The following is a 26504-nucleotide window of genomic DNA, read 5'->3' as shown; positions in this document are numbered from 1 at the left end:
GCCGTGGATACTAATAGGGTGTTAACTTGTTTGAACTTGTAATTTTTGTTGTTTTTTCAACCTGAATATAGTGATGCTCAACATAGTTGCGTTAAATAGGTCATTGATTAAACCGCCATAAGAACCGACTAGCACCGCGTTCACCATCCAGGTCAGCGTACAAACTAGAAATGCGAACCGCATGCGCATTCCCTGTGCAATAAATAAGGCATAACAGCTAATTATTGATGCAATAGCAGGAAGCAAATCTCGCGGCTCTGAATAGAAATAAATACTCATGCCGATTTGAACAATAAGGAACAGGAAAAAGACGTGGCGTCCTTTATATTTAACTGAGACCAAGGCGCGGAAAGAATTCACAAATAAATTCAGTCCTGCAACAAGAGCCCCTAATAATGAATAGTGAATAGCAAACACCAAGCAAGAAAGGCAGATAATCGCTCGCATACGATTGTCATTGGTGGTCGAAGAAGCGCATAGGTTTAAACCTAGTGCTACAAATCCCAATGCTTGAACTAGAGTCTCATTCATTAATTCATTACTTCACTGTAAGACGAAAATCCATCGTTTGACTGCCCATTTTGTTTAGTAAAACGTTCAGTCCCTGTGTTTATTTTTAAAGCTCAGCAATTCACAAAATGTAATAATATGTCACATTTCTTACATGCGATTGACTATAAAACACATGTTCGATTAGTTATAATGAATAAAATTCAGTTTTCGATTCCAAAATAGAATGGATATAGATTTACTTCGCACTTTTTGCCAGCTCGCCGATGATAAGAACTTTCGCGTTGCCTCAGAGCACCTTTACATCACACAATCCGCGCTGACAAAAAAGATACAACGTCTAGAAGAGCACCTGAATGTTTCCCTTTTTGATCGAGGGCGACATGGCGCCGAATTAACACCAATGGGAAACGTTTTGCTCCCAGAAGCAAAACGGGTGTTAAAAGGGTTTGAATCATTCCAAAGGTTAGCGAAGTTTGTAGCTGAGGGGACATCCGGTCATTTAAATATTGGTTTTGGCATATCTTCGTTTCATGAAGCGCCTAATTACATTGCCAAATTTAAACAAGAATTCCCTAATGTACACGTTACATTAAACGACTATCCCTCTCATCAATTGGTTGAGGAACTGCTTTTGGGGAGCCTCCAATTAGGTTTTGACCGACTTCCCGTCGATCCACCATTAACCGCGATTCCGCTCTTTTCTGATCGACTAGCTATTGCCATACACGAAGACGAAAAAATTAACTTTGATAATTTGTGGGGTTCATTAAGCCAGTACAACTATCTTGGTTTGAGCCGCAGTAAAAACCCAACTCTGAATAAGCACATCACAAATTACCTTTGGGAAGCAAAGCAGCGCCCTGCTGTCATCGAAGAAGCGAATGACATTGTCACTGCATTAGCATTGGTATCAGCTCGTTTGGGTTACACCATTATTCCAGCAAGTGTGGCACGTATCAGCCAACCTCAAATCCGCTTCATCCCTTTAACTGGTGAGCATGCTGAATGGTCTGTAGGTTTATTATGGAATGCCGATATTGCCGACCCTGTACGCCAATCATTTATCCAGAAAGTTGAGAGCTGAATAGGTAAAATGGTGAACAGAATTGAAAGGACAGACGCTTTAAGCATCACTAAAATAGCTAAAGAAATACATCGATCAGCGATACAATACTCGAGTTGCGAGATTGCAGCATGAGACACTCATTCACACAAAACCTTAAAGTAGCTTCCTATGTCTAAAGATTTTGCTTTCACCACAGAATACACCCTCGATAAGACCTTTTTTACAGAGTGTTATGATCAAACGAGCCGTCCGGCTACTTTTCCTAAAGCCTATTTTAAAGGCATAATTTTTCTTATTTTTGGTGTAGTTTTATTAGAATTTGAGCTATTGCCTAGCGGTTACGTTGGGTGGTTTTTTATTGTTTTGAGTGTTGTTGAGGCATTCAGTGTTTATTTTAAGAGAACCTGGTGGATATGGCGCCAAACAACCAGCATGAACTCTGGTAGTAAAGTGGTATTTCAGGTTGACTCTAATGGTGTGAGTTACAAAAGCGGTAAAAACACCCGTAACATCGTTTGGAATGAAATCGACCAAATTGAACAAAGCGATCTAGGTTTGATCTTTCATATGGGTAAACAGCGCCAGTATGTCAGTAAATCTTGCTTAAATGATGAAGTGATCACGTTCATTGTCGATCAGCACGCAGCAGCTAAATTAGAGTCAAATTAATCAATTTAAAATTTAGTAAATTTAAATAAATTCAAAGGACAGACACCTTAAATATTGATTACTTTATGGTATCTGTCTTTATTAAGGTCATTAATGGTTTCAGGGCTTAACAAAATTATCGGGGCAGAAAAGTAATCTATATTCTGATTTCGATCCTATTTTCTATTTAAGGATATTTTCATTTTTTGAATAGAAACAAATCAATTGAATTTGCTATTGCAGCGTGACCAGAATCAGTAAGGTGTATATTGTCACCAACATTGTACTCAGATTTCAAAGCTTTAGGGTTATTTTGATCCTGTAAAACTTTGTCAAAATCAATTACTGCATCAAAAGCACCTGAACGAATGAACGCATTCACTTTTTGCCTGATTTGTTCTTTTTCTTCTGTGTAGAAACCATCTACTACCCCCTCGAATGGTGTTAACGTAATACCGTAAACTTTCAAACCATTCGCTTTAGATCTTGAAATCAATTGTTTGTAAGCATTGATGATATCGTTATGATCAACAGGGGATTCATCTTTGGCTAATGGACTACCATTCCAACCTATATCATTGATACCCATAAATATTAATACTGACTCTACATCATCTTGACTTAGTACGTCACTTTTAAAACGGGCTATGGCATTGTCACCCATTCTTGAGTTCAATAGTCGACCACCAGAAATACCTTGGTTTTGAACCGCTATGTTCATTCCAGCATCTTGAAGCCGAGAAGCAAGAACATCTGTCCAACGTTGAACATTGTCGCCGGCAGTCAATGAATCACCGAAAGCTACGATTGCTGAAGTTTCTTTTGGTGCATTGACCATAATTTCAGTTAATAAAAATCTTGTGCGTAAATCAGTTGATTCAATTAAGCTTGCATTTGTTGTTTGGTCATTATTGGCAACAAAAATGCTGTCTTTCCAAAATCCCCAATGCATTGTTGAGACTTTAGTTTCTTTTGGTAAATAAACACTTACAGAAACCTCTGATAAGGCTGGGATTTCAATAGAAACAGGATCCGACAAAACTACACCGCCAGCAGGTATTGTTATTTTGTCTCGACCGTTGAACGTTAACGCTTTTAATGTTTCAGAATCAATACTCATTCCTTTATCAGTCAATGCAATACTTGCTTTACCGATAATAAGAGGTAATTCCCCGTATTCGTTTGACAATTCAATTTGTGCCAATGAACCACCAATACTTACTTTAGAAATTTGACGAACAGTTTGATTTTCGAAAGTATCAGGAATTCCAGTCGCAATAGGAAAATCCTTTTCCCATACAGGTTGAGCACTTGCTGTCCATGTTCCCACCCAATTAGTTTCATCTTCGATTGCTATTGCACCAAATGATACAATTAATAAAATTAAAGATGACATGTTTGTACATTTAGTCAGTTTCATATTTCTCGCCTACATTATTTTACAAATTGAAGGATGATTTTTAATTCAAACTATTTTTGTGCACTAATTTTCAATATCTCTGATATAGATGACGTTATTTTTATGAAAAACAATGAATTTCATTTTACAAGGTGGTTGTCATTATTCCCTCACTTATTCGGAGCGATTAACCACCCACCTTGATTATTGCGGTTTGCTCTTGCTGGGTTAGTGGGTTCAGACCTGAGCTTTACCTTGCTGAACATTATGGACAAGAGTTACCAACCTTTTATCAGTTGCAGTTAGTTTTCCTCTAGTTCTTCTTTGTTTAAAAGAGAGAAAGGCTTCTTGAGCCTGTCGAAGCCTTTCTCTTTTACTTAAAATGATAAAAATAGGCCAGCAATGGTCGCACTCATTAGATTAGATAACGTGCCTGCAAGGATTGCGTATAGGCACAGACTTGAAATTTCAGAGCGGCGCTCTTTAGCCATACTGCCCAAACCTCCCAAAAGCATTGCCGCAGCAGAGAAGTTAGCAAAGCCACACAGAGAAAAGGTTATGATGGCCGTTGTGCGTTCTGATAATGGGTTATCTGCTAGAAATTCAGTAAAATTCACGTAAGCGACGAATTCATTTAGAACTAACTTCTGGCCGATAAATGTCGCGGCACTAAACGCCTCGTCAAATGGGATACCAATGATCATTGCAAGGGGGGAGAACAGGTAGCCAAGAATTAGTTCTAACGAAAGATCAGGTATGTCAGCAAAGCCCCCCACCATACCTAGTAGGCCATTTAGAAGCGCGATTAGAGCAATAAATGCCAAAAGCATACCACCAACATTGATTGCTAGAGCAACCCCATTCGATGCCCCTTCTGCTGCGGCATCAATAATGTTACTAGGCTTGTTAAGTTGCACTGCTTCTTTGATTCCATTACTGTCGCGGTTAGCCCTTAGGACTTCTTCACTCTCTGATTCTGGCAATAGGATTTTCGCGAACAGTAAACCACCTGGCGCCGCCATAAAAGATGCAGCAATTAAGTATTCCATGTTAACACCGATCGCCGCAAAGCCACCGAGTACAGTTCCTGCGATAGATGCAAGACCACCACACATAACAGCGAACAATTCGGAACGGCTAAGCTTGTTGATGTAAGGAGCTATAACAAGAGGCGCTTCAGTTTGGCCGACAAAGATGTTTGCTGTTGCTGACATCGACTCGTATTTGCTCGTACCTAGTAGCTTTTGAAGCCCACCACCAAGAATGCGGATGAAGATCTGCATTATGCCAAGATAATATAAGACAGACACTAGAGCTGAGAAGAATACGATGACGGGTAATACGCGAATCGCAAAGACGAAACCGCCACCGCCAAACATTTCAAACATCTTGTCGCTCGCGAGGCCTCCAAATAGAAAATTAATGCCATCAGCAGAGAAACCTAGAACCGTATTTATACCGTTCGAGACGTATTGAAGTAGGTCTTTACCTATAGGCACAAATAGTACGAATGCACCGATTAGAAATTGAAGGGCAAAAGCACCGATAACCGTTCTTAGTTTTATAGATTTACGGTTCATCGAAAGGGCATAAGCGATGCCAAGTAGCACAACCATACCAAGTAGGCTAAAGAGGGTTTGCATAGAAAATTCCTTGTTCTCTTACAAATATAACGGCAAGCCATTGTTTGCTTGCCGTTAAGTGTTGAATTAGTGGTTAATCCAATGCTTACAAGCGAGTTCAGCAACCATCATTTCAATTTCGTATGGCACAGGCTGAGGTATTTTAGTGAGTGATTTAGCGTTAAGAGCAATTCGTTCAAGACTTAGAGTTTGAAGCGCTAAACCTAAATCCATGATCTCGATTGGATTACCATCACCTGCGGATAGGTTCACTAAGTTTGCATCAGACAGAACAAACAATTCTTTAGCTTCACCTGCAATCTTGTAAGCTGTAACATGTGGGCGAATACGGTTTATGCTCTCACTCATTTCGTTAAGATCGGGCAAGTTGATCTCACGTTGGAAATGACCTGCATTGGCGATAATGGTTTTATCACGCATTAGCTCAAAATGCTGTTTGCGTAGGACATCATCGCGCCCTGTGATAGTCACAACCATATCTGTATCAGGCAGCGCCTCTTCCAGTGTTGATGTGTAAAAACCCTCCATGTGAGCTTCTAGTTTTGTTAATGAGTTATTTTCAACAACCGTTACGTGAGCCCCCATGCCACGTAAACGTTGAGCTGTACCAGAACCACAATAACCGTAACCAATTACCACTACTTTTTTACCGTGGAGCATTACGTTTGTAGCGCGCATGATACCGTCGACAACAGAGGAACCCACACCGAAACGGTTTTCGATGATGCGCTTAGACATGGTATCGTTGATGATCAGTGTTGCCCATTTGTCAGATTTGAAATCTTCACGTAGGCGATTAGCACCCGTTGTGGTCTCTTCAGTCGCACCGATTAGTTTTGCTTGTAAGTGTTCAAACTCAGGATGGGTAAATACCAGTTCGTGTAGATCTGCACCGTTATCCGCAATGATGTCTGGGTTAAAGCTTAAAACGTTTTCACAGTAACGAAGGTGATCTTCAAACGTTTCATTACGGTGTGAGAATACGTGAACACCGTAGTCTTTCACTAGAGCCGCTGCGGTTTCATCTTGGGTAGAACCAGGCGAGCCTGTTAGGACAACTTTTGCGCCACCTTTGGTCAGAGCCTCCATCCAAACACCTGTTTTTGCTTCAACGTGAAGGCAGATGCCGATAGTTAAACCTTTGAATGGTTGCTCATTTTCTAGACGCTTAATAAGGCTGCGCATAATTGGCATGTGAGCTCGAGCCCAATCGATTCGTTTAGTGCCTTCTGGAGCAAGACTTAAATCTGCTATGTCATTGGTAATGTCAGTCATTTTTTATATCCGATAGTGAAAGATTGGCGTGGACATAGAATGAGCGAAATTCAGACGTAGAAAAACAAAGCTATGTGGAAAGATTGTTCTCGTATGGAAACTATAACGTGATGTATTTAAAGGGAACGTCTCAATTTTTTTAGTAGGGATTCGTTAGAATAGGCCGAATGACTTGAGGCATACCGATGAAAAATTTGAATCTAAATTTAGTCACCACATTCTATACGGTGGTTAAGAATAACTCGTTTTCACAAGCGGCGGACGAGCTAGTGTTATCTAAGTCAGTAGTGAGTAAGCAAATACGTCAATTAGAGAATGAATTGCAATGCACGCTTATTCAACGCACGACGAGAACCCTTTCGTTAACTGAGCAAGGGAAATATCTCTATGAGCGATATTCAAAGATTCTAGATGACATCAAAGAAGCACACGATGTCATTGACCAACGAAATGAAACACTAAGTGGATCGCTCAAGATTCGATTCCCAATTGTTCTTGAACATGATTTAAATCTTGTGCAAAAGATCGCTTCATTTGCTCAGACATATCCCACCGTTGAGCTTGAAATTATTTATGGCTATACGCTTGATGATTTGGTGTCTAATGGTATCGATTTAGCCTTTCATATTGGAGCAATACCAGATAGCAGCTTTCGTTGTAGAAAGATTAAAGACATAGGCACTAAGGTTATCGCATCACCCCGTTATCTTAAGGAAAATGGAATACCAATAATCCCATCGGATTTAAAAGTGCATCGTTGTATGAATTACCGCAGCTGCTTAACGAAAGATAAATGGCGCTTTAATTACGTAGATAAACCCCATGAATTTGTTGAACTAAATTCAACCATTCGTTCGGATTCTGAGGCAATGTTAGTCGAGATGGCTAAGAATGGAGTTGGAGTATCTTGTGCTCTTGATTTCCTTGTTGATGATTATATTGAGAGAGAAGAACTAGTCAGTCTGTTATGCGATTACACTTGGTCTACCGAACTATACGTTGTTTACCCTAGTGCAGTTGTTGCATCACATAAAGTAAGAACATTCATTGACCATCTATTGCAATAACTCAGCTAGCCACATGAGGGATGTATATGAAGTAGGGAAAATAGTGTAACGAACTCATAAACTCAATGGACAGGCACCTTAAATATTGCTTACTTTATGGTGTCTGTCCTTACTAATACGACAATCAACACCTCCTCTTCCTTCAGTCAGTGTTGTTAATCTAAGACATAAAATTATCGCTGCACTTTCAGCGTTCGATATCGAGCCCCTCCCCTAGTGCTGTAGCAAATTGACCTTACAACTCCTTGAAGGGGAAGTTAGGAGAAGTCGTTCGGCTTAATCTGAAAGTTCGACAGAATCGCTTGATGATCACATTGTAGTAACAATTATACCTAGCTAACTTCTGCCCCAAAATGAGTCGGCATTGATCTTTTTCCTGATTTGCATACTCGAATTTCACAATACTAGAGCTACTGAGAGGCAAAAAGTGAGAGCTAACTGAGGGCATTAAGTCGCAAGTTTAATATAAACCTGTTGTACGACAGTCATCTTAAAATACAATAGCAACATATAGTTGATGGTGGTTTTTTAGATGACAGACGCAACAATGGAACTTGAAAGTAAGTTGATCGAAGAAGTGAAGCAAGACGATGAAGAGCTAAGTGAAGAGCAAAAAGATGCTTTAGAAAATAAAAAGTTTGCAGAAATGATTCAAGAGATTCATTTATTTGATTTAAATGAAGACGGTTCGTATAAAGAAAGTGATGCTGATTTAAAGGATAAGCCTGATTTAAGTACATTTCTTGTGAGGCTATGTCGTCATACCTACGGCAGCAAGTCTTCTCGAGGATACAAATTTATTGAGGGAAGCAAAGTAGCTTTATATATGGATAAAGTTGTTGAATCACCTGAAAACTGGCCCGTATTTTCACAAAAGATTGCTGATGCCTTAACTGTAGCGGAAAAAAAACCATCTTTTGATATCAAAGAAGGTACATTCGTTATCGCTCGGGCAAATATTAATGATAGAGATGTTATCATTATGTCTAAGCTTGATTTAGAAACGTACTACTCTAGAACAACTTATGAGAAGGAAAAAGGACTTCCAGAAGAGAAAGGTATTCTAAAATCTTGTGTTGTCTTTATCAACGAAGATGGTGTACGTGAAGAAGAGATTAGGCTATCCGATAAAAATGGAAATATCGCTAATTTTTGGTACGAAAAATTTTTAGATTCTGAACCACTTCAAAAAGACGACATAAATACTAAGAAAGCTTACACATCAATTAGGCAGGTAATTACGACCTCTTGCTCTGATTCAAAAGAAGATATGTATGGGCTTATTGAGTGCTTGAACTCCTATTTTACGACTAATACAAACTTCGACTTTGATGAGTTTCTGAATGACAGTATTAAATCATTTAATGCAGAAATAGTAGATGTAAATAAAATTGCAGACAAGCTCTGTGAACTTAAGAGCAAAAATAAATTCGATGGACAATTTAACATAGAGCTTAAGATCATAAAGAAAGATATAAAAAATATTGTACAGTTAGATGATGGAATGACATTACAGTCTAATGGAAACATAAGAGATAAGGTATTTAAGACCGAATTGGAAGGAAAAAGCTACCTTTTAGTCAGAACCGATATTGGTCTTGATGGGTTTAAAGAACGGAAAATCGCTCCAAAATGAGAATCAGAAATCGCGATACTGAAGAGTATTACTACAGGACCATCGATTTAAGTAATGACATCGATGTTGAGGCGCTTGTATGTGCCTTTATTGATGATATAGGTGAGCATGCTAAAAGCCTAAATTGTAAAATTGAAGAAAACAATCAATATGTAGCGAGTTTTGAGTTCTCTGATTATGAAGAGCTTGATATAAGGCTCGAGAATATTGAGGATAAGAGTAAAGTTACAATAGAGCTCAAATGTGAGAAGAAAAGTGACCGTACGCTGAGAGTTATTGATCCTGCAACGTTTATTTCATCTATATCTGTTCTAGGATTGGACTCTCAGCTTAAATTTTGGCTAAAAACAATAAGAGAGGATTTTGATTCGGTTCTTATTGGTAGTGTAAATATAGACTTAAGCTCGTACCAAGAACACGTAATGGCTAGTTTTGTGGCGCGACATAAAAAGGACACTATTTTAACAGGTGTTCGGATGAATGTCTGTTATCTGGAGTTCTTGTTAGAGTTGTTTGTTGACTCATCACATTTCTTTTACCACTTGTTAGAAATGAGAACTGTACTGTGCTTATGCCTCATATCTCGATCATGTAATTTAGAAGATAAACTGTTCGAGTTCGATGGTGGCCATCAAATCGATCTGAAATATTACGGGATAGATTTTTCAAAAGAGTGCGGTCAATCTGTTTATCAAGTTTTTCAATGGGCATACAATGATGAGAGGCTATCAGCTCGTATTGGTGTTATCAATCAAGTGATATCTCAAAGTCGAAATGTAATTAAGATCTTCGATACAAATATAATTAGGGTCTTGGATTCCATTTATCAAGTTTATATAAAAGAAGATTTTGAACAGTATATAGAGGTTCGAAATCGAACAAGTGATTCCACACTGGATTTATGTAACAGAATAAATGATTCAGTTTCAGCGAGTAGGTCTACTATCAAGCAATCTATTTTCGTTATCCTCTCTTACTTTTTTTCAATTATAGTATTCACTGCGATTGATAAGGGGAAAGTTGTAAATATACTTACTTTGGAACTAACTGTACTTTCCAGTGTTTTTCTAGTGGCCGCATTTTTAAGTATTTGGATCGCAAACGGTGAAATGAATAAAAATATAGAGATATACAAGTATCAACTTGAAGAGATAAAAAAGAGAAATCGTGTTTTTCTGAGTGAAGATGAAATATCAGATTTTTTCAATTCCAAGTCCCTTAGTGAGTCATTGAAAGTTTCTGAAAGTAAAAGTTATCTTTATATGTCACTATTAATTTTGATAGCGCTTTCTGCTATATTGTGGTATTTCCATTTAACAAGTTAAACCTTTACCAACATACCAGTTTTATTGCATATAGTTTAAGCTGTATTTTTAGAAGAAATACTCGGATTTACTAAGATAAAGTCGAGTATTTGAAGTTTCCTCTTTCTTCCCTCACTTACAAAGTTGATGTAAATCCCATTGTACTAGCTCTATAGAGATTTCTTGACTCATTATATTAATCAGGAATATCGCAGATTATGGGTTCGTGTCTTGCCTTTTTGCCTGTCAGATTTTCTATACTGAGATAATTCATGAGTCACTAAATTAGCAATCTCATTGACTCATTTCTGTCCAAAAACGATTTACAAAGCCAAGTAAACTATTTTGTGATCACCAAGCGATTCTAACCAAAAGCCATCCTCAACCCAGTCCAATAAAGAGATGATGAACCTCATCTCTTTATCCACTCACCACGAATCAAGTCCCTGTTTGCACCACGTTTCTTCCACCGCATTTGCACACGAAAAAGTAATAGATTTTTTTTAATTTAAAATCACCTAACATTTCCAAAAACAACAAATCGATGTCAGCTTTAGAGACAGGAACGGTATCAAGGTATTGGTATAGCGCGTCGTGTACTAAAGATGCATAGTAAGTATATGGCTTCATTGTTCGATAATTTATGTGGCCATCAGGCACGCCTAAAATCCATAAGTTAAGTACGCTCACTTTAGGTGTACAGCCATCCCAGCGATAGCCATGCTCGCCCGCTTTCACGGTAATCAATCCATCGGTTGAAATGTCCAACCATTGGGAAACGAACGCCTTTTCCAAGCGCCAATGAGTTTGATATTCATAATCCGTTTCTATTTTGAATTTATAAGGAAAGTTACCTTTTCGCACAATTTTGCGTGGTTGTGGCCAATCATCCATTTACTGGCTCCTCTATGTCTTGGTTATAGTCGTTACGGTTGTAATCGTTGTTGTGGGTCTAGTTGCGATCACACTCAACGCCCAGTTAAGCAGCAACTGAAACACCAAATAGCATACATAAACTAATAGGTGCGGGTGGTGATGCCTCACGAGGTATGGAGGATTTCATCTGAAAAATGCCCTCTGTCTTATATCTGCGTTTTGTTGGCATTTGTTGGCTCGATTTTATGACTTCAGCGATGCGCGATGAAATGACCAAAAATTGAAGGAACGGTGGCTCAAAATAGCAAAGTCCCTATATTCAAGGGACTGTATTCAAGGAACTATATTCAAGGGACTGTATTCAAGGAGCAGTGTTCAAGGTGCCATAACAAAAGTGTTATGATGATGCTTCCCCTATCCCTAACGATCTAAGTGCATTATGACCCTTGAAAAATTTGATGCTATTTACGCGAGAGCTGCGGAGCGTAAAGGTGGTGATGAACAACTCGAGTCTCTACTCTCCACACCACTCACCCGAAGTGAACTATTGTCTATCGCCGACGATCGATGGTTGTCGGCATTTTCTCAGAAAGTCTTTCAATGTGGCATTTCATGGAGCGTAGTTAGAAATAAATGGCCAAACTTCGAAGAGGTCTTTTTCGGCTTTAAAATTGAACCCTTATTGATGCTCTCCGATGAACATTGGGAACAAAAGGCGACTGATCAACGCATTATCCGCCATCTAACCAAAGTTATGTCGATTCCTGCCAATGCAAGAATGATCCATCAGGCCTCGCTCGAATATGGTTCTTTTTCAACTATGATTGCTGATTGGCCCGAGGGGAAAATCACTGATTTATGGCTCTATCTGAAAAAACACGGTTCGCGACTGGGTGGTAATACCGGTGCTTACGCGTTACGTCAAATGGGGGTAGATACGTTTATTCTTTCCAGTGATGTTGAAGCATACCTTAGAAACTGTGATGTATTTGAGGGCGGAAAAACGTCTAAGCGAGCACTCACTGCTATCAATGCCGCTTTTACTACTTGGCAACAACAAAGTGGCCGTAGCCTAACCCACATTAGCCAGATCATCGCGTTCAGTTGCGGAGATAATCGCCTATAACAATCGCTAATAACTTTAGTTACAGATAGCTATAATCACAGATAACCATAATCACAGATAGTCATAATTACAAATAACACTTGCTCTGCTCTACATAAATAAAACAGCCAACCTAATCTAGGCTGGCTGTAACAAGTTCATGAGATGTGATTAAGCTAACTCTAATCTTGAGTTTGGTGCGCTTTACGTAATCTCTTGGCTGCGGCAACCATGTTGGCTAATGAAACTTCGGTTTCTGCCCAGTTACGGGTTTTTAAGCCACAGTCAGGGTTTACCCACAAACGCTCTGCCGGGATCTTCTCTGCGGCTTTATTCAATAGCCCCTCAATCCACTCTTGCGTTGGAATGTTAGGTGAATGGATATCATAAACGCCAGGGCCAATTTCATTCGGGTAATTAAATTCTTCAAACGCTTTAAGAAGCTCCATGTTTGAACGAGAAGTCTCGATAGTGATAACATCTGCATCCAATGCCGCCACTGAATCAATAATTTCATTGAATTCGGAATAACACATATGAGTATGGATTTGAGTTTCTGGTTTTGCGCTTGCTGCTGAAATCTTAAACGCATCCACAGCCCACTCAAGGTACGCTTTGTGATCACGCTTTTTCAACGGTAGCCCCTCTCGAATCGCGGGCTCATCAATTTGTATAATGTTAATTCCTGCATCCTGCAGATCCGATACTTCATCACGCAACGCCAGCGCTAATTGGTCAGCAATCTGTTTTTTTGTGATATCTTCACGAGGGAACGTCCAACATAAGATTGTCACTGGCCCCGTCAGCATCCCTTTCATTTGCTTACTGGTTAGCGATTGTGCATAGGTCGACCATTCAACCGTCATTGGTTTCTCACGCTCGATATCCGCAACAACAATAGCTGGCTTCACACAACGGGAGCCGTAGCTTTGCACCCAACCAAATTGCGTCGTTTGGAACCCAGCTAGGTTTTCTGCGAAATATTCCACCATGTCATTACGTTCCGCTTCACCGTGCACCAGAACATCAAGATCCAACGCTTCTTGACGTTTGACAGCATCCGCAATGTGACCTTTTAAGGCCGTCTCGTATTCACTTTCAGATAAGGTTCCGCGGCGAAATGCGCCACGTTGAACACGGATCTCACTAGTCTGTGGAAACGAACCGATCGTCGTCGTTGGAAACAAAGGCAACCCCAATACTTCCGCTTGGTGAGCGGCACGTTCTTTGTAAGGTGCACTGCGCTCTGCTAATGCTTTGGTTACACCATTAAGGCGTTGTTGCACCTGCGGTTTATTAACATGAGTGGCGGTTCTACGTGCTTGAATTGGGGCGCTATAAGTATCACAAGCTAGAATTGCCGCTTGGTCACCATCGAGCGCTTTCCCTAGCAACGCAACTTCTGTCACTTTCTGTTTGGCAAAGGCAAACCAACTGGTGACCTCCCCGCTCAGTGATGGTTCCAATTCAAGGTCCACTGGACTATGCAGTAATGAACATGAGCTTCCAATCCATAATTTATCACCGAGTCTCTCTTTCAAAGGTTGAAGCAGGGCCAATTGTTTACTTAGATCAGCTCGCCAAACGTTACGCCCATTCACGACACCCACTGAAAGTACCCAGTTTTCAGGTAATTTAGCGACGACTTTATCTAACTGTTCTGGCGCGGCAGAGAGATCGATATGCAAACCATCAACACTCAAATCCACAATGCGATCTAGGCTATCTTCTACTGAGTCAAAATAGGTTGTCAGCAATACTTTGACATCACTACGAAGCATTTGGTAAGCAAGCTTAAATGAATCCAACCACTTTTTATCTAACTCCAGGGCAAGAATGGGCTCATCAATTTGAACCCACTCAACGCCTTGCTTTGCGAGTTTAGCTAAAATGGCCTGATAAGCCGTTAATAAGCGAGGAAGTAAGGTTAAGCGATCAAACCCTTCATCTAATTCTTTACCTAGGTAAAGGTAACTAAGAGGCCCCAATAATACTGGCTTTACCTTGTGACCTGCTTTAACAGCTTCGTTCACTTCTTCAAATAACTGGGGCCAACTCACCTCAAAACTATCGTCTTTACTGAACTCCGGCACAATGTAGTGATAGTTGGTGTTGAACCACTTGGTCATATCTGATGCTGCACTGCCGCTGCATCCACAGTTTGCTTGTGACTGTCCTCGTCCAACACGAAATAGTGTATCAAGATCCGGAAAGCCATTCGCGTGACGCTTTGGCACATGTCCCAGTAGTAAAGTGGTAGTCAAAACATGGTCATACCATGCAAAATCACCCGCAGTGACAAAGCTAAGGCCCGCATCAGCTTGAGTGCACCAGTTTTTCTCACGTAGTGTCGCGCCTACCGTTTTCAGCTCAGCCTGTTCAATCTCACCACGCCAATATTTCTCTAACGCGAATTTGAGTTCTCGTTTTTCACCGATGCGTGGATAGCCAAGTATATGAGTCGTTGTTGTCATGAGCCTTACCTTATTGTTTATTATTCGTTGATTCCGTTCAGAGCTACCTAAATCGATACGTTCAAGCTAAGCCGATACGCTTAAGCAGTCTGGATGGCTAAACTATCTCGTTAAAGCCACCAGCGAACAATCTCCAATTCTTCAATTGGTTTATTAGATAAATTCATGTTCATCTATTTTGAATGAACGAAACCTTTAACAAACAAGGCACGAAATAAACAAAGCACCGAACCAATAAGGYACCAAGTGAATAACGCACTGAATGATTAGAGTAAAGTGATGAAAAACGAAAAGAGAGCAGAATGAGCAGAATGAGCAGAATACGGACAGTCACAGCAAAGCGATTTAGACGTCTAGACGTTTACATAATCAAGATAACAAGGTAGGTTAGAACTATTCATACAAGGAAGAAGCAAGGTGAAAGGATTTCATGGTCGAGCTCAAACACTTAAAAACGTTGACGTCGTTACGTGATACTGGGTCACTCACGGCAACCGCAACAGCATTACATTTAACTCAATCTGCCCTATCTCATCAAATCAAAGATTTGGAGGCTCGTTTAGGTGGTCAGTTGTTCTTGCGTAAAACTCGTCCTGTCAAATTCACCTCAGAGGGAGAGATTTTGCTTCGTCTCGCTGATGAGGTATTACCACGCATTGCTAAAGCCGCGAATGAACTGGCGAGTCTCAAAGAAGATGTTAATGGTCGTTTGCACATGGCGATTGAATGTCATTCATGTTTTCAATGGTTAATGCCGGCGCTCAAAGAATATCAAATTACATGGCCAAGTGTGACACTCGACTTTTCATCAGGATTCGGTTTTGAACCACTACCTGCATTGGCGAGTGGTGAGTTAGATTTAGTAATCACCTCCGACATACAGCCCCGTTCAGAAATACATTATGAGCCTCTGTTTGATTTTGAAATGCGTTTGATCACAGCGATCAATCATCCATTAGCGACTAAGTCATTCGTAACTCCCCAAGATCTTAACGATCAAACCATGCTCTCCTATCCGGTACAAAAACAACGTTTAGATGTGGTCAAACATTTTCTCCAACCTGCGGGAGTAGAACCGGCTCAATGGAAGCAGTCTGATAATACGTTAATGCTGGTACAAATGGTGTCTGCTGGTTTAGGTGTTGCTGCGCTGCCTAATTGGGCAATCAGTGAATTTTCTCGACAGGGGTTGATCGCCAGTATTCCACTTGGCGATGGTTTATGGCGACGTTTGTTTGCTGCGACTCGGAGCGCCGACAAAGACAAACATTATTTGCAAGCTTTCTTTACCACGGCCAAACAGCAGTGTAAGAGTCATTTAGAGGGGATCAAACTGGCCTAGCTGTCATGGTCAACACTACTTTGATCAAAAACGTGATCAAAAAAAGGAGGCTTAGCCTCCTTTTCTCTTAGTATTCTTGTTCAAGTAAAGAATCAGAACGTAGTATTAACGCGGGTATGCCTTAAATTGATTAGTCAGTGGATCGTATTGATAGCCCAACATATCCAGCTTACCCACAACGCCCTCAACATCCAGCTCATAAGTACTCACCAATTCTTCAAAACTGTCACACTCTAAACGCAGCTTTTCATTCACAATACCCAGTAAGATAATGCTATCTAAGCCACTTACATTGCTTAAATCCATAACGACACCTTTCTCTGTGATCCCTTACTACAAGCGTAGTCAAAATCACCGAAAGCTGAAGTGATGCAGTTCTAAAGAATCTTTATTCGTTCCTTATTAGCACGTTAACTATCGTATTCGTACTCCACATCAACGCTCCAGATCAAAACTACAGATCAAAACTACAGATCAATACTTCATTGCAAGTGGAGCAGATGGAAACTCAAGCTAAAGTGTCACCAGGCCAAAGAATTAACAAACTAAAGCGCAAACAAACTTTGACTTAATGCCGTTGAAGCGAGCAGGGTTAACAAGGCCAGTACCAACTGCCCTTTCGCGACTTCTTTATGAGTAAACAGGTGCCAACACCAAACAATAATACCCACAATTAATAATACGAAAGACAATACAATCCCTTGAAGCGCTTGTTCTGCTAACTCTGGCGTTAAACCATACACTTTGAACAATACACACAGGCTCATCAAGATCCCAGAGATAACACCAACCGATGGTAATAAGCGATGAAACGCTTGCAGGCGGCTACGGGCAATTTTAAGCAGAAGATGGCTAAATATCGCACCCAACAAGATAGTCTGAACAAAGACGTTTACGCCTGCCACTATCGAGTTTTGCTCACCCATCAAAATCGTGACATAAGATAATGCCAAGCCATCAGCAAGGTACATGATCCACATTGGGCCTTTATCACGCGTTTTACCGGTCTGAACTTGAGAATAAAAATAGAAAATGGCAAACACGACCATAAACGCTTCAATTTTGAGGGAAGCCACCGCGAGCCAAAGTACTCCAATGGATGGAAGCAGTTTATGAATACGTCCACGCTGCCCAGGACAGATGTCCCCTTTCACTAAAATTAGAGTCAAAATAAGTTGCGCGCCCAATAGCATTGGGGCGAACACGGTTAACAATTGCTGAACCATTGTGATGATAACGTCTTAGCTAAAATAAAGGCGAACATCATAACAAAAGGCCGATCATCGAACTAGCGTAACTGCATTATCACCGATAATTAGGTGCAAACATCACGAATCATTGCACCCACTATGGCGCTTAAAGCCAAACTAAAGTAGCGAGATAAGATCCAAATCGCTATAATTCGCGCTCCCTGGCACTGAGAGCAAAATATGTACAGCAACATCACTCCTATTCACGAGCACAAAAAATATTGGGCGGAATGCTTCGGCACCTCACGTTTCCTGCCAACTAGTCGTAAAGAAATGAAAGCACTAGGATGGGATAGCTGTGACATTATCATCGTAACCGGCGATGCTTACGTCGATCACCCAAGTTTTGGTATGGCGATTATTGGTCGCTTACTTGAAGCACAAGGGTTTCGCGTGGGTATTATTGCTCAGCCAGATTGGAATAATAAAGACGCGTTTATGACGCTAGGTAAACCAAACTTATTTTTTGGTATTACTGCCGGCAACATGGACTCGATGATCAACCGTTATACAGCGGATAAAAAACTTCGTCATGATGATGCTTACACGCCAAATAATGAGGGTGGTAAACGTCCTGACCGCGCAACGCTAGTCTACTCACAACGCTGCCGTGAAGCGTACAAAGGTGTCCCTATTGTATTAGGTGGTATTGAAGCGAGTTTGCGTCGTCTGGCTCACTACGATTACTGGTCAGACAAAGTTCGCCGCTCGGTTCTTTTCGATGCTAAAGCTGATATTTTGTTATTCGGTAATGCTGAGCGTGCACTTGTTGAAGTGGCGCACCGTCTTGCTGATGGTGAAGATATTTCTACGCTAACCAATATTCGTGGCACGGCAATCAATTTGCCAGCGGAGCCTGAGGGCTACACGATTATTGACTCTTCTCGTATCGAGAAACCGCGCAAAGAAGCATTTGTTCCAATCAACCCATACGCGGTAGAAGAACAATGTGAAACCAATAAAGAAGAACCAGAAGCGAAGCCAATTACGATTCGTCCGTCTCGTCATGATGCTGAAACCACCGCAGTTCGCTTACCGCCTTTCGAGAAACTGAATAACGACCGAATCCTATATGCTCACGCTAGCCGCGTCATGCACCTTGAAACCAACCCATATTCGGGACGTGCACTGATCCAACGCCATGGCGATCGCGAACTTTGGGTAAACCAAGCTCCGATTCCACTGTCTACAGAAGAAATGGACTACGTGTTCGGACTAACGTTCGCTCGTGTACCCCACCCTATGTATGGCAAAGCGAAAATTCCTGCGTATGACATGATTAAAACATCAGTCAACATCATGCGTGGCTGTTTTGGTGGTTGTTCTTTCTGCTCGATTACCGAGCACGAAGGCCGCATCATTCAAAACCGTTCAAAAGAATCGATCATCAACGAACTTGAAGAAATTCGTGACAAAGTTCCTGGATTTACCGGTACTATTTCTGACTTAGGTGGTCCAACAGCGAACATGTATCGCCTCGGTTGTAGCGATCCTAAAGCAGAAGCAAACTGCCGCCGTCCATCCTGTGTATTCCCTGGTATCTGTAACAAACTGAATACAGATCATAAGCACACGATTGATCTTTACCGTGAAGCGCGCCAAGTCAAAGGCATTAAAAAAGTCATGATCGCCTCAGGTGTTCGCTACGACTTAGCCATTGAGTCGCCAGAATATGTGCGAGAGTTGGTGACACACCACGTTGGTGGTTACCTTAAGATTGCCCCAGAGCACACTGAAAAAGGTCCGTTGGATCTCATGATGAAGCCGGGTATGGGCACGTATGATCGCTTCAAAGAAATGTTTGAGAAATACAGCCAAGAAGCCGGTAAGAAACAATACTTGATCCCTTATTTCATTTCGGCTCACCCGGGCACTGAAGATGCAGATATGGTGAATTTGGCGTTGTGGCTTAAAAAGAATAATTTTGAGACAGACCAAGTACAGAACTTTTACCCATCTCCGATGTGTAATGCGACATCAATGTACTACTCAGAAACCAACCCACTAAAACGTGTAAAATACAAAAAACGCGAAGAAGTGCCAGTAGCGAAAGGTGAGCGTCAACGTAGACTGCACAAAGCATTATTGCGTTACCACGATCCAGATAACTGGCCTATGATCCGCGAAGCTTTGATTTCAATGGGCAAAAAGCACCTGATTGGTGACAAACCAAATTGCTTGGTACCTGAATCAGATAACGACGTTCTAACACCTGCTCAACGCCGTAAATCTGGCCGCCATGGTTCACAACGTTTCGCGACAAAACACACCAAGAATCAGCCAGGCTTTGGTAAACAAGGTCAAGGCAATGATGAACGTTCAAACGAGCGTAGTAATGGTGGTGAGCGCAACGGACAACGTGGCAAACCAACTCGCCCAGGCGCAAAACCATCGGGCAGTTCAACGCGCCAAGGTGACAACAAGCCAAACCACTCGGGGAATCGTCCAAATTCCAGCGCGCCAAAAGCGCAAGGCAACAAACGTTCTGATGATAAAGCTGCGGGTAACGGCCATGCCACTGGCAATAAACGAGGTGGTAACGCAACAGGTAATGGCAAGCCTGCTGGCCAACGTAAACCGAAGCATCGTTAAAGACGCTGTAACCACGACGGGTACAGTGCCGAGATAGTGGTATAAAGTGATAAAAAAGGCAGAGTAATCATTACTCTGCCTTTTTAATTCCAATGGCTTAACCCATTTGAGCTAAGCCATTGCCACGATATCGTGAAGTATTATTTATGCATTAATGCTGATGTGTTAATACTTATGCGTTATTGGCTTCAAAATCACGCATAAAGTCAACCAAGGCAACCACTCCCTCAAGAGTCATTGCATTGTAAATCGATGCTCGCATACCACCCGCAGCACGATGACCTTTTAGTGCAACTAAGCCCTGCTTTTCAGCTTGTGCTAAGAACTCTGCATCCAATTCTGGTTTCGCTAATTGAAATGGCACATTCATACGTGAACGGTTGTCTGCATGAACACCATTACGGTAAAAATCAGACTGATCGATAAATGCATACAATGTCGCGGCTTTTTCAATATTACGCAGCTCCATTGCTTCTACACCACCCTGCGCTTTTAGCCACTTAAAGACTAAACCTGACAAGTACCAAGCAAATGTTGGTGGTGTATTAAACATCGAGTCTTTTTCAGCCAGTACTTTGTAGCTTAAAAAACTCGGGAGTAAATTATGGGCTAGATCCAACAAATCATCACGAACGATAGCAATACAGATACCCGCTGGACCAATGTTCTTTTGCGCACCAGCATAAATCACGCCGTACTGCGACACATCGATTTTACGAGAAAGAATATTCGATGACATATCTGCGACGATAGGTTTATCAGTGATTGGTAGCTCACTGATTTCTAAGCCATCAATAGTTTCATTTGGACAAAAATGGACATATGCAGAATCAGCATCAATTTCCCATTCAGCCGCTGGTTTTACTGCCAACTTTCCATCTTTTTCCACTTTCGCTTCAAAAACATCCACTTCACAATATTTTTGAGCTTCATCGATTGCGCTTTCAGCCCAGAAACCCGCATCAATGTACGTCGCTTTCTTGGCACCACCAAGCAGGTTTAGTGGGACAGCAGCAAATTGAGCACGCGCGCCACCTTGGCAGAACAACACTTTGTAGTTATTTGGAATATTCAGCAAATCACGTAGATCTTGCTCAGCTTCAGAAGCAACTTGAATGAATTCCTTACTGCGATGGCTAATTTCCATCACCGAGGTGCCTAAATTATTCCAATTGATGAATTCGGCTTGGGCCTGTTCCATGACCGCTTTAGGGAGAGCCGCTGGGCCCGCGCTAAAGTTATAAACGCTATCCATTTTTCCTTCCTTGCTCATACTTCAAATAAAAGAGATTAATACCACTTTTTTCACTGGGTAAAAAGAAGCAAAAGAGATCAAATGATCTCTCTTACTTTATTCATTGATGATATTGGCTGTTATATACCCAACACAGCTGTAACTTCAAGTATGACAGGTATAACAAGCTAAGGCTTACATCATCATTGGTAGTAACATATTCATTAACGGGATTTTCTGACCGTTTTCAAACTGCAAATTACCATCAACTAACTCTGCATTAAACTGGTAGCCTTTGTCGTTTTGCTTAATGGCTTCCATGATGACGCCCTCATCGACATTTTGCTTAATAAAAGGATTGCTCTCTACTAAGCTATTGGATAGAAACGCTGCAAAGTTACCTTTAAGCACTTTCATCAATTTGAATGGGTCTTGCACAATTCCTTGTGTTCCCTCTGGCACTTCTAATTTCCATTGTGACTCAAATTGACCGTCACCTACGTTCAGCGCCAATTGATTCATCGATAAGAAAAAGCCACGTGAAAATAGGGTTTCAACATGAGGGATAATTTTATCTGCATCTTCAGCTGTAATCATCGGATCATTTTGATAAATATCCATGAGTTGCTCAAAGGCATTCACGTCTAAATCACCGAATGAGAAATCCACTTCTAACTGAGAGTATTTTTGTTGTTCAAACAACAGATTCTCAGATTTCACCACGTGTTGTGTCGTCACGCGTTGCTTTGCTTCATCTAACTGAGCATTAAACTCGTACTGAGAACCTTTCACGGCAAATAATGGTGTTTGAACAGCATCAAGTACCGTCATATCAGCCAGTTTGACCGTCTGTTCACCAATCCAAAAACCTTGAACTTTTTTACCTTGTCCCTCACCCGTTAGTTTGGACAGCAATAGTTTTTCGCCACTATTAAAGTCCACTTCCAGTGATGGCACATTAAGCTCATAAGTCATTTCACCTAGCACGGTCACATGGCCAGACAGCGTTGATGGGGTTACTGATAGCATCGCGCCATTTTCACCTTCACTCACTTGATTCCATGTGTCTAAATTGATGAGGTAGTCGGTATTACCATTTAGCTGAGTGTAGGTATGCAGCGACAATGGGATTTCTGGCAAATCTTGCAGTGTCGAATCTGCCGTTAAGCTAAACAAACCGTGGCTAATCTCACTATTAACAATGATTTCAGTTGGTAAACCATCTGCGGTTAATTGTGCAATAAGGGTCGCGTCAGTGACTGTGTAACGAGTCTGCGCAGTCGAGGACAAGTAACCACGATCGTATTGAACGATTTCTGCTGTTACAGAGTCTGTATTGAGATGCTTAACACTATCCTCAATAACGTTTTTACCAATTTGACCAACCGCAAGAGGCCAGCACAAAACAAGAGAAATGGCGCCACCAATGGCAGCATATTTTTTAAGCTGTTGCATGATCTTCATTCTTTTCCGTAGAGTCTGTTTAGTCTACACCAAAAAACATTGAGATAAATCAGAGTATTGGCTTTATTCCAATAATCATGAAGATTTCTATTATCCAGCTCTCAGCACCCCCGTAACAGGGCTGCTAAAGTAACCGTTAAACCAAACACTTAAAGGCGTTGCTCTCTCGTGAATCCCTATGCCGTTCTATGTTTAGATAATAATCCGATCAGCGCGCAACAGTTGCGTGATGAATTGGCACGATTCTCGAGTAAGTTTGATATTTATAGCCTCAATGATATTGAAGATGCTCATGCAACACTCATGTCATGTACCGAAACCAATCAAGCTGTCGCGCTTGTTATTGCAAGTCATCATGCGCATTTCAATGGTGCTGACTTTCTGATCCAATTAGACAAATCCCCCCACACGCAAAGCACTCGGAAGATTCTAATTAGTTGCGCTCAAGATATTCAGGCGATTTTAACCACCGTCAACGAGGGCCGCTTAGACCATTGCCTAACTAAGCCTCTACAAAAAGACCTTGTCTATACGACGGCTCAAAAAGAACTCACGACATTCGTCATTGAAAACGACCCAGAAAATCTCCTAAATTACAGCCAAGTACTGGAACAAAAACGTCTACTTCGTGCACATATTGATCAGCGAATGCTGCGCTATCAGGCAGCCTTTATTACCGAACATCATCGACTTTCTGATTCTGAATTGACGGAAAAAGTCATTGATGCGCTCAACCAATTTTTTGCCGAACAATCTGAGCATCATGCCTTTCGTACCTATTCGCCAGAGCACCTACTCACCGTTGAGGGTGAAGATAATCAATTTTTATGGTTTATCACCGAGGGTGAGATCGCTCTGTATAAAAAAGATGAATTGGGCATGCAGCGTGAAGTAGTGCGCCATAGTAAAGGTAACATTGTCGGCGGTATGTCGTTTGTTACGGGTGAACCCTCGTTTTCAACGGGTATCACATTAACCAAAACCGAAGTGATAAAACTCGATCACGAAATTTTCGCTAAAGTGATGCAATCTAATTCAGCTCTGTTACCTCTATTTACTAATCTACTGCTGCGTCACTTTAACCGTCGTCTACAACGCAGCATAACGACCAAGCTAGAGCTGCAAAAAACCCTTGAATCACTCGAGTCTGCACACCATCAATTGATTGAACGAGAAAAGATGGCCATGCTCGGCCAACTCGTTGCGGGAGTTGCGCACGAACTCAATAACCCTATTGCAGCCATTTTAAGAGGGACAGACACTCTTATCGAAAAAATAGACCAAATTACCCTACCCCATGATGATAAAACAGCAAAAAATGGGCATGATATTTTACACCTTGCGCTCACATCACGCCCCTGCTCTACAGCAGATGAACGACAAAAAGCGAAGCAAGTCGAAGAGGTGGTCGGCCATCGTCGTATCGCAAAGAAAATGGTTAAGTTGGGTCTTGAAAACAATCGTGAGTGGTTGCACCACGCCACTACCAAGTCGACTCAGGCTTTAGAAGAATTGGACGCACTAGAACATTACCATGTCGCTGGTGCCACTTTACGATCAATTAATGTTTGCGCGCAACGTATCGCTGATATGGTGAAAAGCCTGAAAGGCTATGCTCGTCCTGATGACGAAACGTTTCACTTTGTGGATTTACATGAGGGTATCGAAGATACCTTGGTTATCTTTGAGAACCGTCTTAAACGGCATCAAGTGAAAAAAGAGTATTCAAGTTTACCTGACGTTCGCTGCTTGCCTATCGCATTACAGCAAGTGTGGACCAACCTCATTTCTAACGCCATCGATGCATTTCCAGACAAAGGTTGTCTGAGCATTACTTCTCAATTGAAAACAAACAAGCAGGGACAATGGGCTGTAATTTCATTTAAAGATAATGGCAGCGGCATTCCACCTGAACTCATAAAACAGATATTCGCCCTTAATTTTACCACAAAGAAAGAAGGCAATTTCGGTCTGGGTATTGGCCTATCTGTATGCCAACAAATTATCCACCAGCACGGTGGGCATATTGATGTTGAATCCATAGTAGATCAATACACAAACATGTCGGTATGGTTACCAATCGCCCCGCATTCTAACGCCAATAACGAGGAATAATATCATGGAAAAGTATTTAATTTTATGTGTTGATGATGAGCGAGAAGTTCTAGATAGCGTCATTCAAGACTTAGATTCTTTTGAGGAACATTTCATCGTCGAAGCGGCGCAATCGGTACGTGAAGCCAAAGAAATAATCCAGCAATGCCAGCAAGACGACGTAAAACTGGCGCTTATCCTTTGTGACCATATTATGCCAGAACAGACCGGGACTAGCTTCCTCATTGAATTGAGTCAAGATCCTGACACGACTAGCGCCCGCAAACTGTTACTCACAGGACAAGCGGGATTAGAAGATACGGTCGAAGCATTGAATAACGCTAGTCTAGATTTTTATATTGCGAAACCTTGGCAAAGAGATGAGCTTGTCAGTGCGGTGACCGATCAGTTAACCCAATACATGATTGCGAATGAAGCTGACTTGCTTCCTTGGGTTGCCGTGTTAGATACCAATCAGATGTTACAAGCTTTATCTAAAAAACGTGACACATTTGGCGAATAATCCAGCAAAGCTCCAAAATAGTGGCATATGTATTGCCTTATTATAACTAATAACGACAAAACAATGACATTGGGTCTGGTGACACTAAGCCTTAATGCATTATTATGTCAGATTAAACGTCATGGCGCGCTCGTCGCTTAAGACCAAAGAAATTAACAAGATAAGGTTCATCGTTCTTATGCGTAAAACTCTTTTAGCTACTGCGCTGGTACTTACATCTGGCCAAGCACTTGCACAAATGGATCCAAATAGCTCAAATATCATGAGTAACTTCAATTATGACTATTTTGAAGCTCGCATTGCTGTCAGCCCAAACACCTACGGTTTAGGCCTTAGCAAATCTATTCATCCAAACGCGCACGCCATTGCTCGTATCGATTCAGAATTCGAAAGTGATTTTGATGCAGCTGCAGGTTTAGGTTTCCACGCACCAATCAACAACTGGGCAGATTTAACCGGTGAGATCCTATTCCGTGTTGCTGACGCAGGCCCAGGTAGTGCAGATACCGGCGTTGAGCTAAATGTTGGTGTTCGTCAATGGTTAGGTCCACAACTTGAAGTGGGCGGCAAAGTCGGCTACGTATCAATTGAAGATAATGATGATTGGATTGGCACAGCGTACGCTCGCTTCCACTCAACAGAGTTATTCTCTCTAGGTGCTGAAGCACGCATCAACGAATTCTATGGTGACCAAGTTATGTTCACTACTCGTTTTATGTTCTAAGTACTTATGTTCACCTCTTCATGCTCCAAGCATAAAGAGGAATGGAACATGGTCAGTCTCGACTTTATTGAAGCGGGACTCTCGTATAAAAAACGGGTCACCTATATAAAAAAAGCCGAGGTCAAACCTTAATGCCACTCGCTTAAGAGCGAGTGGCATTTTTATCTCTAGAGCGTGAGGGGTATTTTTGCGCTTTTTTTAGCACAGCTCTGGGGTAAGGCTTTCTTTTTCTCTTTTTAGGAAGTATTAGCCGTTTGCCATTGTCCCTCAACTCT

Annotated in this window: 21 protein-coding genes; 11 read left to right on the top strand and 10 right to left on the bottom strand. The window is 41.4% G+C overall.

Features of this window, described 5'->3' with window-relative positions:
• Nucleotides 1-21 precede the first annotated feature (21 nt).
• The gene (locus DZ860_RS14980; protein ID WP_120032687.1) at nt 22-531 is read right to left on the bottom strand and encodes a YgjV family protein; all 510 of its coding nucleotides are present in this window, start codon (nt 529-531) and stop codon (nt 22-24) included.
• Nucleotides 532-736: 205 nt separating this feature from the next.
• Here DZ860_RS14980 and DZ860_RS14975 point away from each other — a divergent pair, with 205 nt between their 5' ends.
• Nucleotides 737-1597 carry a LysR family transcriptional regulator gene (locus DZ860_RS14975; protein ID WP_120032684.1) on the top strand — a complete coding sequence of 287 codons (861 nt, stop codon included), beginning with the start codon at nt 737-739 and terminating at the stop codon, nt 1595-1597.
• A 150-nt stretch (nt 1598-1747) separates the two neighbouring features.
• Nucleotides 1748-2248, top strand: a complete 501-nt coding sequence (locus tag DZ860_RS14970) for a YdbT family protein (protein ID WP_120032681.1) — start codon at nt 1748-1750, stop codon at nt 2246-2248.
• Nucleotides 2249-2426: 178 nt separating this feature from the next.
• Here the strand turns inward: DZ860_RS14970 and DZ860_RS14965 are convergent, their stop codons facing one another.
• From DZ860_RS14965 to DZ860_RS14955, 3 genes are all read right to left on the bottom strand, one after another.
• Entirely contained in the window at nt 2427-3647 is a 1221-nt protein-coding gene (locus tag DZ860_RS14965; RefSeq protein ID WP_120032678.1) for an SGNH/GDSL hydrolase family protein, read from the bottom strand.
• A 356-nt stretch (nt 3648-4003) separates the two neighbouring features.
• Nucleotides 4004-5269, bottom strand: coding sequence for a NupC/NupG family nucleoside CNT transporter (locus DZ860_RS14960; protein WP_120032676.1), 1266 nt, complete (start codon nt 5267-5269; stop codon nt 4004-4006).
• 66 nt (nt 5270-5335) lie between these two features.
• Complete coding sequence (locus tag DZ860_RS14955; RefSeq protein WP_120032673.1) at nt 5336-6544, bottom strand: adenosylhomocysteinase; 1209 nt, start codon at nt 6542-6544, stop codon at nt 5336-5338.
• Nucleotides 6545-6729: 185 nt separating this feature from the next.
• Between DZ860_RS14955 and DZ860_RS14950 the strand changes: the two genes are divergently transcribed.
• The 3 genes from DZ860_RS14950 to DZ860_RS14940 all read left to right on the top strand — a co-directional run bounded on the left by DZ860_RS14950 (nt 6730) and on the right by DZ860_RS14940 (nt 10572).
• Nucleotides 6730-7611, top strand: a complete 882-nt coding sequence (locus tag DZ860_RS14950) for a LysR family transcriptional regulator (protein ID WP_120032670.1) — start codon at nt 6730-6732, stop codon at nt 7609-7611.
• Between the two features lie 532 nt (nt 7612-8143).
• The gene (locus DZ860_RS14945; RefSeq protein ID WP_120032668.1) at nt 8144-9247 is read left to right on the top strand and encodes a hypothetical protein; all 1104 of its coding nucleotides are present in this window, start codon (nt 8144-8146) and stop codon (nt 9245-9247) included.
• On the top strand, nt 9244-10572 hold the full coding sequence (locus tag DZ860_RS14940) for a hypothetical protein (RefSeq protein WP_120032666.1): 1329 nt from the start codon (nt 9244-9246) through the stop codon (nt 10570-10572). The genes DZ860_RS14945 and DZ860_RS14940 overlap by 4 nt, the downstream gene beginning before the upstream one ends.
• Before the next feature lie 417 nt (nt 10573-10989).
• Here the strand turns inward: DZ860_RS14940 and DZ860_RS14935 are convergent, their stop codons facing one another.
• Nucleotides 10990-11445 carry a hypothetical protein gene (locus DZ860_RS14935; protein ID WP_120032664.1) on the bottom strand — a complete coding sequence of 152 codons (456 nt, stop codon included), beginning with the start codon at nt 11443-11445 and terminating at the stop codon, nt 10990-10992.
• Nucleotides 11446-11866: 421 nt separating this feature from the next.
• On the opposite strand from DZ860_RS14935, the gene DZ860_RS14930 reads away from it, so the two are divergent.
• On the top strand, nt 11867-12553 hold the full coding sequence (locus DZ860_RS14930; protein ID WP_120032662.1) for a DNA-3-methyladenine glycosylase I: 687 nt from the start codon (nt 11867-11869) through the stop codon (nt 12551-12553).
• A 161-nt stretch (nt 12554-12714) separates the two neighbouring features.
• Here DZ860_RS14930 and metE read toward each other — a convergent pair whose 3' ends face one another.
• On the bottom strand, nt 12715-15006 hold the full coding sequence (gene metE, locus DZ860_RS14925) for a 5-methyltetrahydropteroyltriglutamate--homocysteine S-methyltransferase (protein ID WP_120032660.1): 2292 nt from the start codon (nt 15004-15006) through the stop codon (nt 12715-12717).
• Between the two features lie 430 nt (nt 15007-15436).
• Here metE and metR point away from each other — a divergent pair, with 430 nt between their 5' ends.
• Nucleotides 15437-16348, top strand: coding sequence for an HTH-type transcriptional regulator MetR (metR, locus tag DZ860_RS14920; RefSeq protein ID WP_120032658.1), 912 nt, complete (start codon nt 15437-15439; stop codon nt 16346-16348).
• A gap of 105 nt (nt 16349-16453) precedes the next feature.
• Here the strand turns inward: metR and DZ860_RS14915 are convergent, their stop codons facing one another.
• Both DZ860_RS14915 and DZ860_RS14910 read right to left on the bottom strand, forming a co-directional pair.
• Nucleotides 16454-16654, bottom strand: coding sequence for a DUF4250 domain-containing protein (locus DZ860_RS14915; protein WP_120032656.1), 201 nt, complete (start codon nt 16652-16654; stop codon nt 16454-16456).
• A gap of 239 nt (nt 16655-16893) precedes the next feature.
• Entirely contained in the window at nt 16894-17574 is a 681-nt protein-coding gene (locus DZ860_RS14910) for an HI_1241 family integral membrane domain (RefSeq protein ID WP_120032654.1), read from the bottom strand.
• A 204-nt stretch (nt 17575-17778) separates the two neighbouring features.
• Here DZ860_RS14910 and DZ860_RS14905 point away from each other — a divergent pair, with 204 nt between their 5' ends.
• Entirely contained in the window at nt 17779-20190 is a 2412-nt protein-coding gene (locus tag DZ860_RS14905; protein WP_120032652.1) for a YgiQ family radical SAM protein, read from the top strand.
• A 172-nt stretch (nt 20191-20362) separates the two neighbouring features.
• On the opposite strand, the gene serC is transcribed toward DZ860_RS14905, so the two are convergent.
• A complete protein-coding gene (serC, locus tag DZ860_RS14900) occupies nt 20363-21445 on the bottom strand; it encodes a 3-phosphoserine/phosphohydroxythreonine transaminase (RefSeq protein WP_120032650.1) in 1083 nt (360 codons plus the stop codon).
• A gap of 174 nt (nt 21446-21619) precedes the next feature.
• Nucleotides 21620-22879 carry a DUF945 family protein gene (locus DZ860_RS14895; protein ID WP_243641867.1) on the bottom strand — a complete coding sequence of 420 codons (1260 nt, stop codon included), beginning with the start codon at nt 22877-22879 and terminating at the stop codon, nt 21620-21622.
• A 177-nt stretch (nt 22880-23056) separates the two neighbouring features.
• Between DZ860_RS14895 and DZ860_RS14890 the strand changes: the two genes are divergently transcribed.
• The 3 genes from DZ860_RS14890 to DZ860_RS14880 all read left to right on the top strand — a co-directional run bounded on the left by DZ860_RS14890 (nt 23057) and on the right by DZ860_RS14880 (nt 26229).
• Nucleotides 23057-25003 carry an ATP-binding protein gene (locus tag DZ860_RS14890; RefSeq protein WP_120032647.1) on the top strand — a complete coding sequence of 649 codons (1947 nt, stop codon included), beginning with the start codon at nt 23057-23059 and terminating at the stop codon, nt 25001-25003.
• A 4-nt stretch (nt 25004-25007) separates the two neighbouring features.
• Entirely contained in the window at nt 25008-25505 is a 498-nt protein-coding gene (locus DZ860_RS14885; protein ID WP_120032645.1) for a response regulator, read from the top strand.
• A 178-nt stretch (nt 25506-25683) separates the two neighbouring features.
• Nucleotides 25684-26229 (top strand): hypothetical protein, encoded by a 546-nt coding sequence (locus DZ860_RS14880; protein ID WP_120032643.1) that lies wholly within the window; start codon nt 25684-25686, stop codon nt 26227-26229.
• Nucleotides 26230-26504: the final 275 nt, after the last annotated feature.

This window comes from Vibrio sinensis, from assembly GCF_003605645.1.
In the GTDB taxonomy this organism is placed as follows: domain Bacteria; phylum Pseudomonadota; class Gammaproteobacteria; order Enterobacterales; family Vibrionaceae; genus Vibrio; species Vibrio sinensis.
The sequence above is the reverse complement of the archived record's forward strand: the minus strand, read 5'-3'. Positions and strand labels throughout refer to the sequence as shown.

Excerpts from the sequence above, each read along its gene's own strand:
- metR (WP_120032658.1), top strand. The coding sequence starts at position 15,437 with ATGGTCGAGCTCAAACACTTAAAAACGTTGACGTCGTTACGTGATACT.
- DZ860_RS14975 (WP_120032684.1), top strand. The coding sequence starts at position 737 with ATGGATATAGATTTACTTCGCACTTTTTGCCAGCTCGCCGATGATAAG.
- DZ860_RS14910 (WP_120032654.1), bottom strand. The coding sequence starts at position 17,574 with ATGGTTCAGCAATTGTTAACCGTGTTCGCCCCAATGCTATTGGGCGCG.
- serC (WP_120032650.1), bottom strand. The coding sequence starts at position 21,445 with ATGGATAGCGTTTATAACTTTAGCGCGGGCCCAGCGGCTCTCCCTAAA.
- DZ860_RS14905 (WP_120032652.1), top strand. The coding sequence starts at position 17,779 with ATGTACAGCAACATCACTCCTATTCACGAGCACAAAAAATATTGGGCG.
- metE (WP_120032660.1), bottom strand. The coding sequence starts at position 15,006 with ATGACAACAACGACTCATATACTTGGCTATCCACGCATCGGTGAAAAA.
- DZ860_RS14885 (WP_120032645.1), top strand. The coding sequence starts at position 25,008 with ATGGAAAAGTATTTAATTTTATGTGTTGATGATGAGCGAGAAGTTCTA.
- DZ860_RS14955 (WP_120032673.1), bottom strand. The coding sequence starts at position 6,544 with ATGACTGACATTACCAATGACATAGCAGATTTAAGTCTTGCTCCAGAA.
- DZ860_RS14880 (WP_120032643.1), top strand. The coding sequence starts at position 25,684 with ATGCGTAAAACTCTTTTAGCTACTGCGCTGGTACTTACATCTGGCCAA.
- DZ860_RS14945 (WP_120032668.1), top strand. The coding sequence starts at position 8,144 with ATGACAGACGCAACAATGGAACTTGAAAGTAAGTTGATCGAAGAAGTG.
- DZ860_RS14940 (WP_120032666.1), top strand. The coding sequence starts at position 9,244 with ATGAGAATCAGAAATCGCGATACTGAAGAGTATTACTACAGGACCATC.
- DZ860_RS14930 (WP_120032662.1), top strand. The coding sequence starts at position 11,867 with ATGACCCTTGAAAAATTTGATGCTATTTACGCGAGAGCTGCGGAGCGT.
- DZ860_RS14980 (WP_120032687.1), bottom strand. The coding sequence starts at position 531 with ATGAATGAGACTCTAGTTCAAGCATTGGGATTTGTAGCACTAGGTTTA.
- DZ860_RS14895 (WP_243641867.1), bottom strand. The coding sequence starts at position 22,879 with ATGCAACAGCTTAAAAAATATGCTGCCATTGGTGGCGCCATTTCTCTT.
- DZ860_RS14915 (WP_120032656.1), bottom strand. The coding sequence starts at position 16,654 with ATGGATTTAAGCAATGTAAGTGGCTTAGATAGCATTATCTTACTGGGT.
- DZ860_RS14970 (WP_120032681.1), top strand. The coding sequence starts at position 1,748 with ATGTCTAAAGATTTTGCTTTCACCACAGAATACACCCTCGATAAGACC.
- DZ860_RS14965 (WP_120032678.1), bottom strand. The coding sequence starts at position 3,647 with ATGAAACTGACTAAATGTACAAACATGTCATCTTTAATTTTATTAATT.
- DZ860_RS14935 (WP_120032664.1), bottom strand. The coding sequence starts at position 11,445 with ATGGATGATTGGCCACAACCACGCAAAATTGTGCGAAAAGGTAACTTT.
- DZ860_RS14960 (WP_120032676.1), bottom strand. The coding sequence starts at position 5,269 with ATGCAAACCCTCTTTAGCCTACTTGGTATGGTTGTGCTACTTGGCATC.
- DZ860_RS14950 (WP_120032670.1), top strand. The coding sequence starts at position 6,730 with ATGAAAAATTTGAATCTAAATTTAGTCACCACATTCTATACGGTGGTT.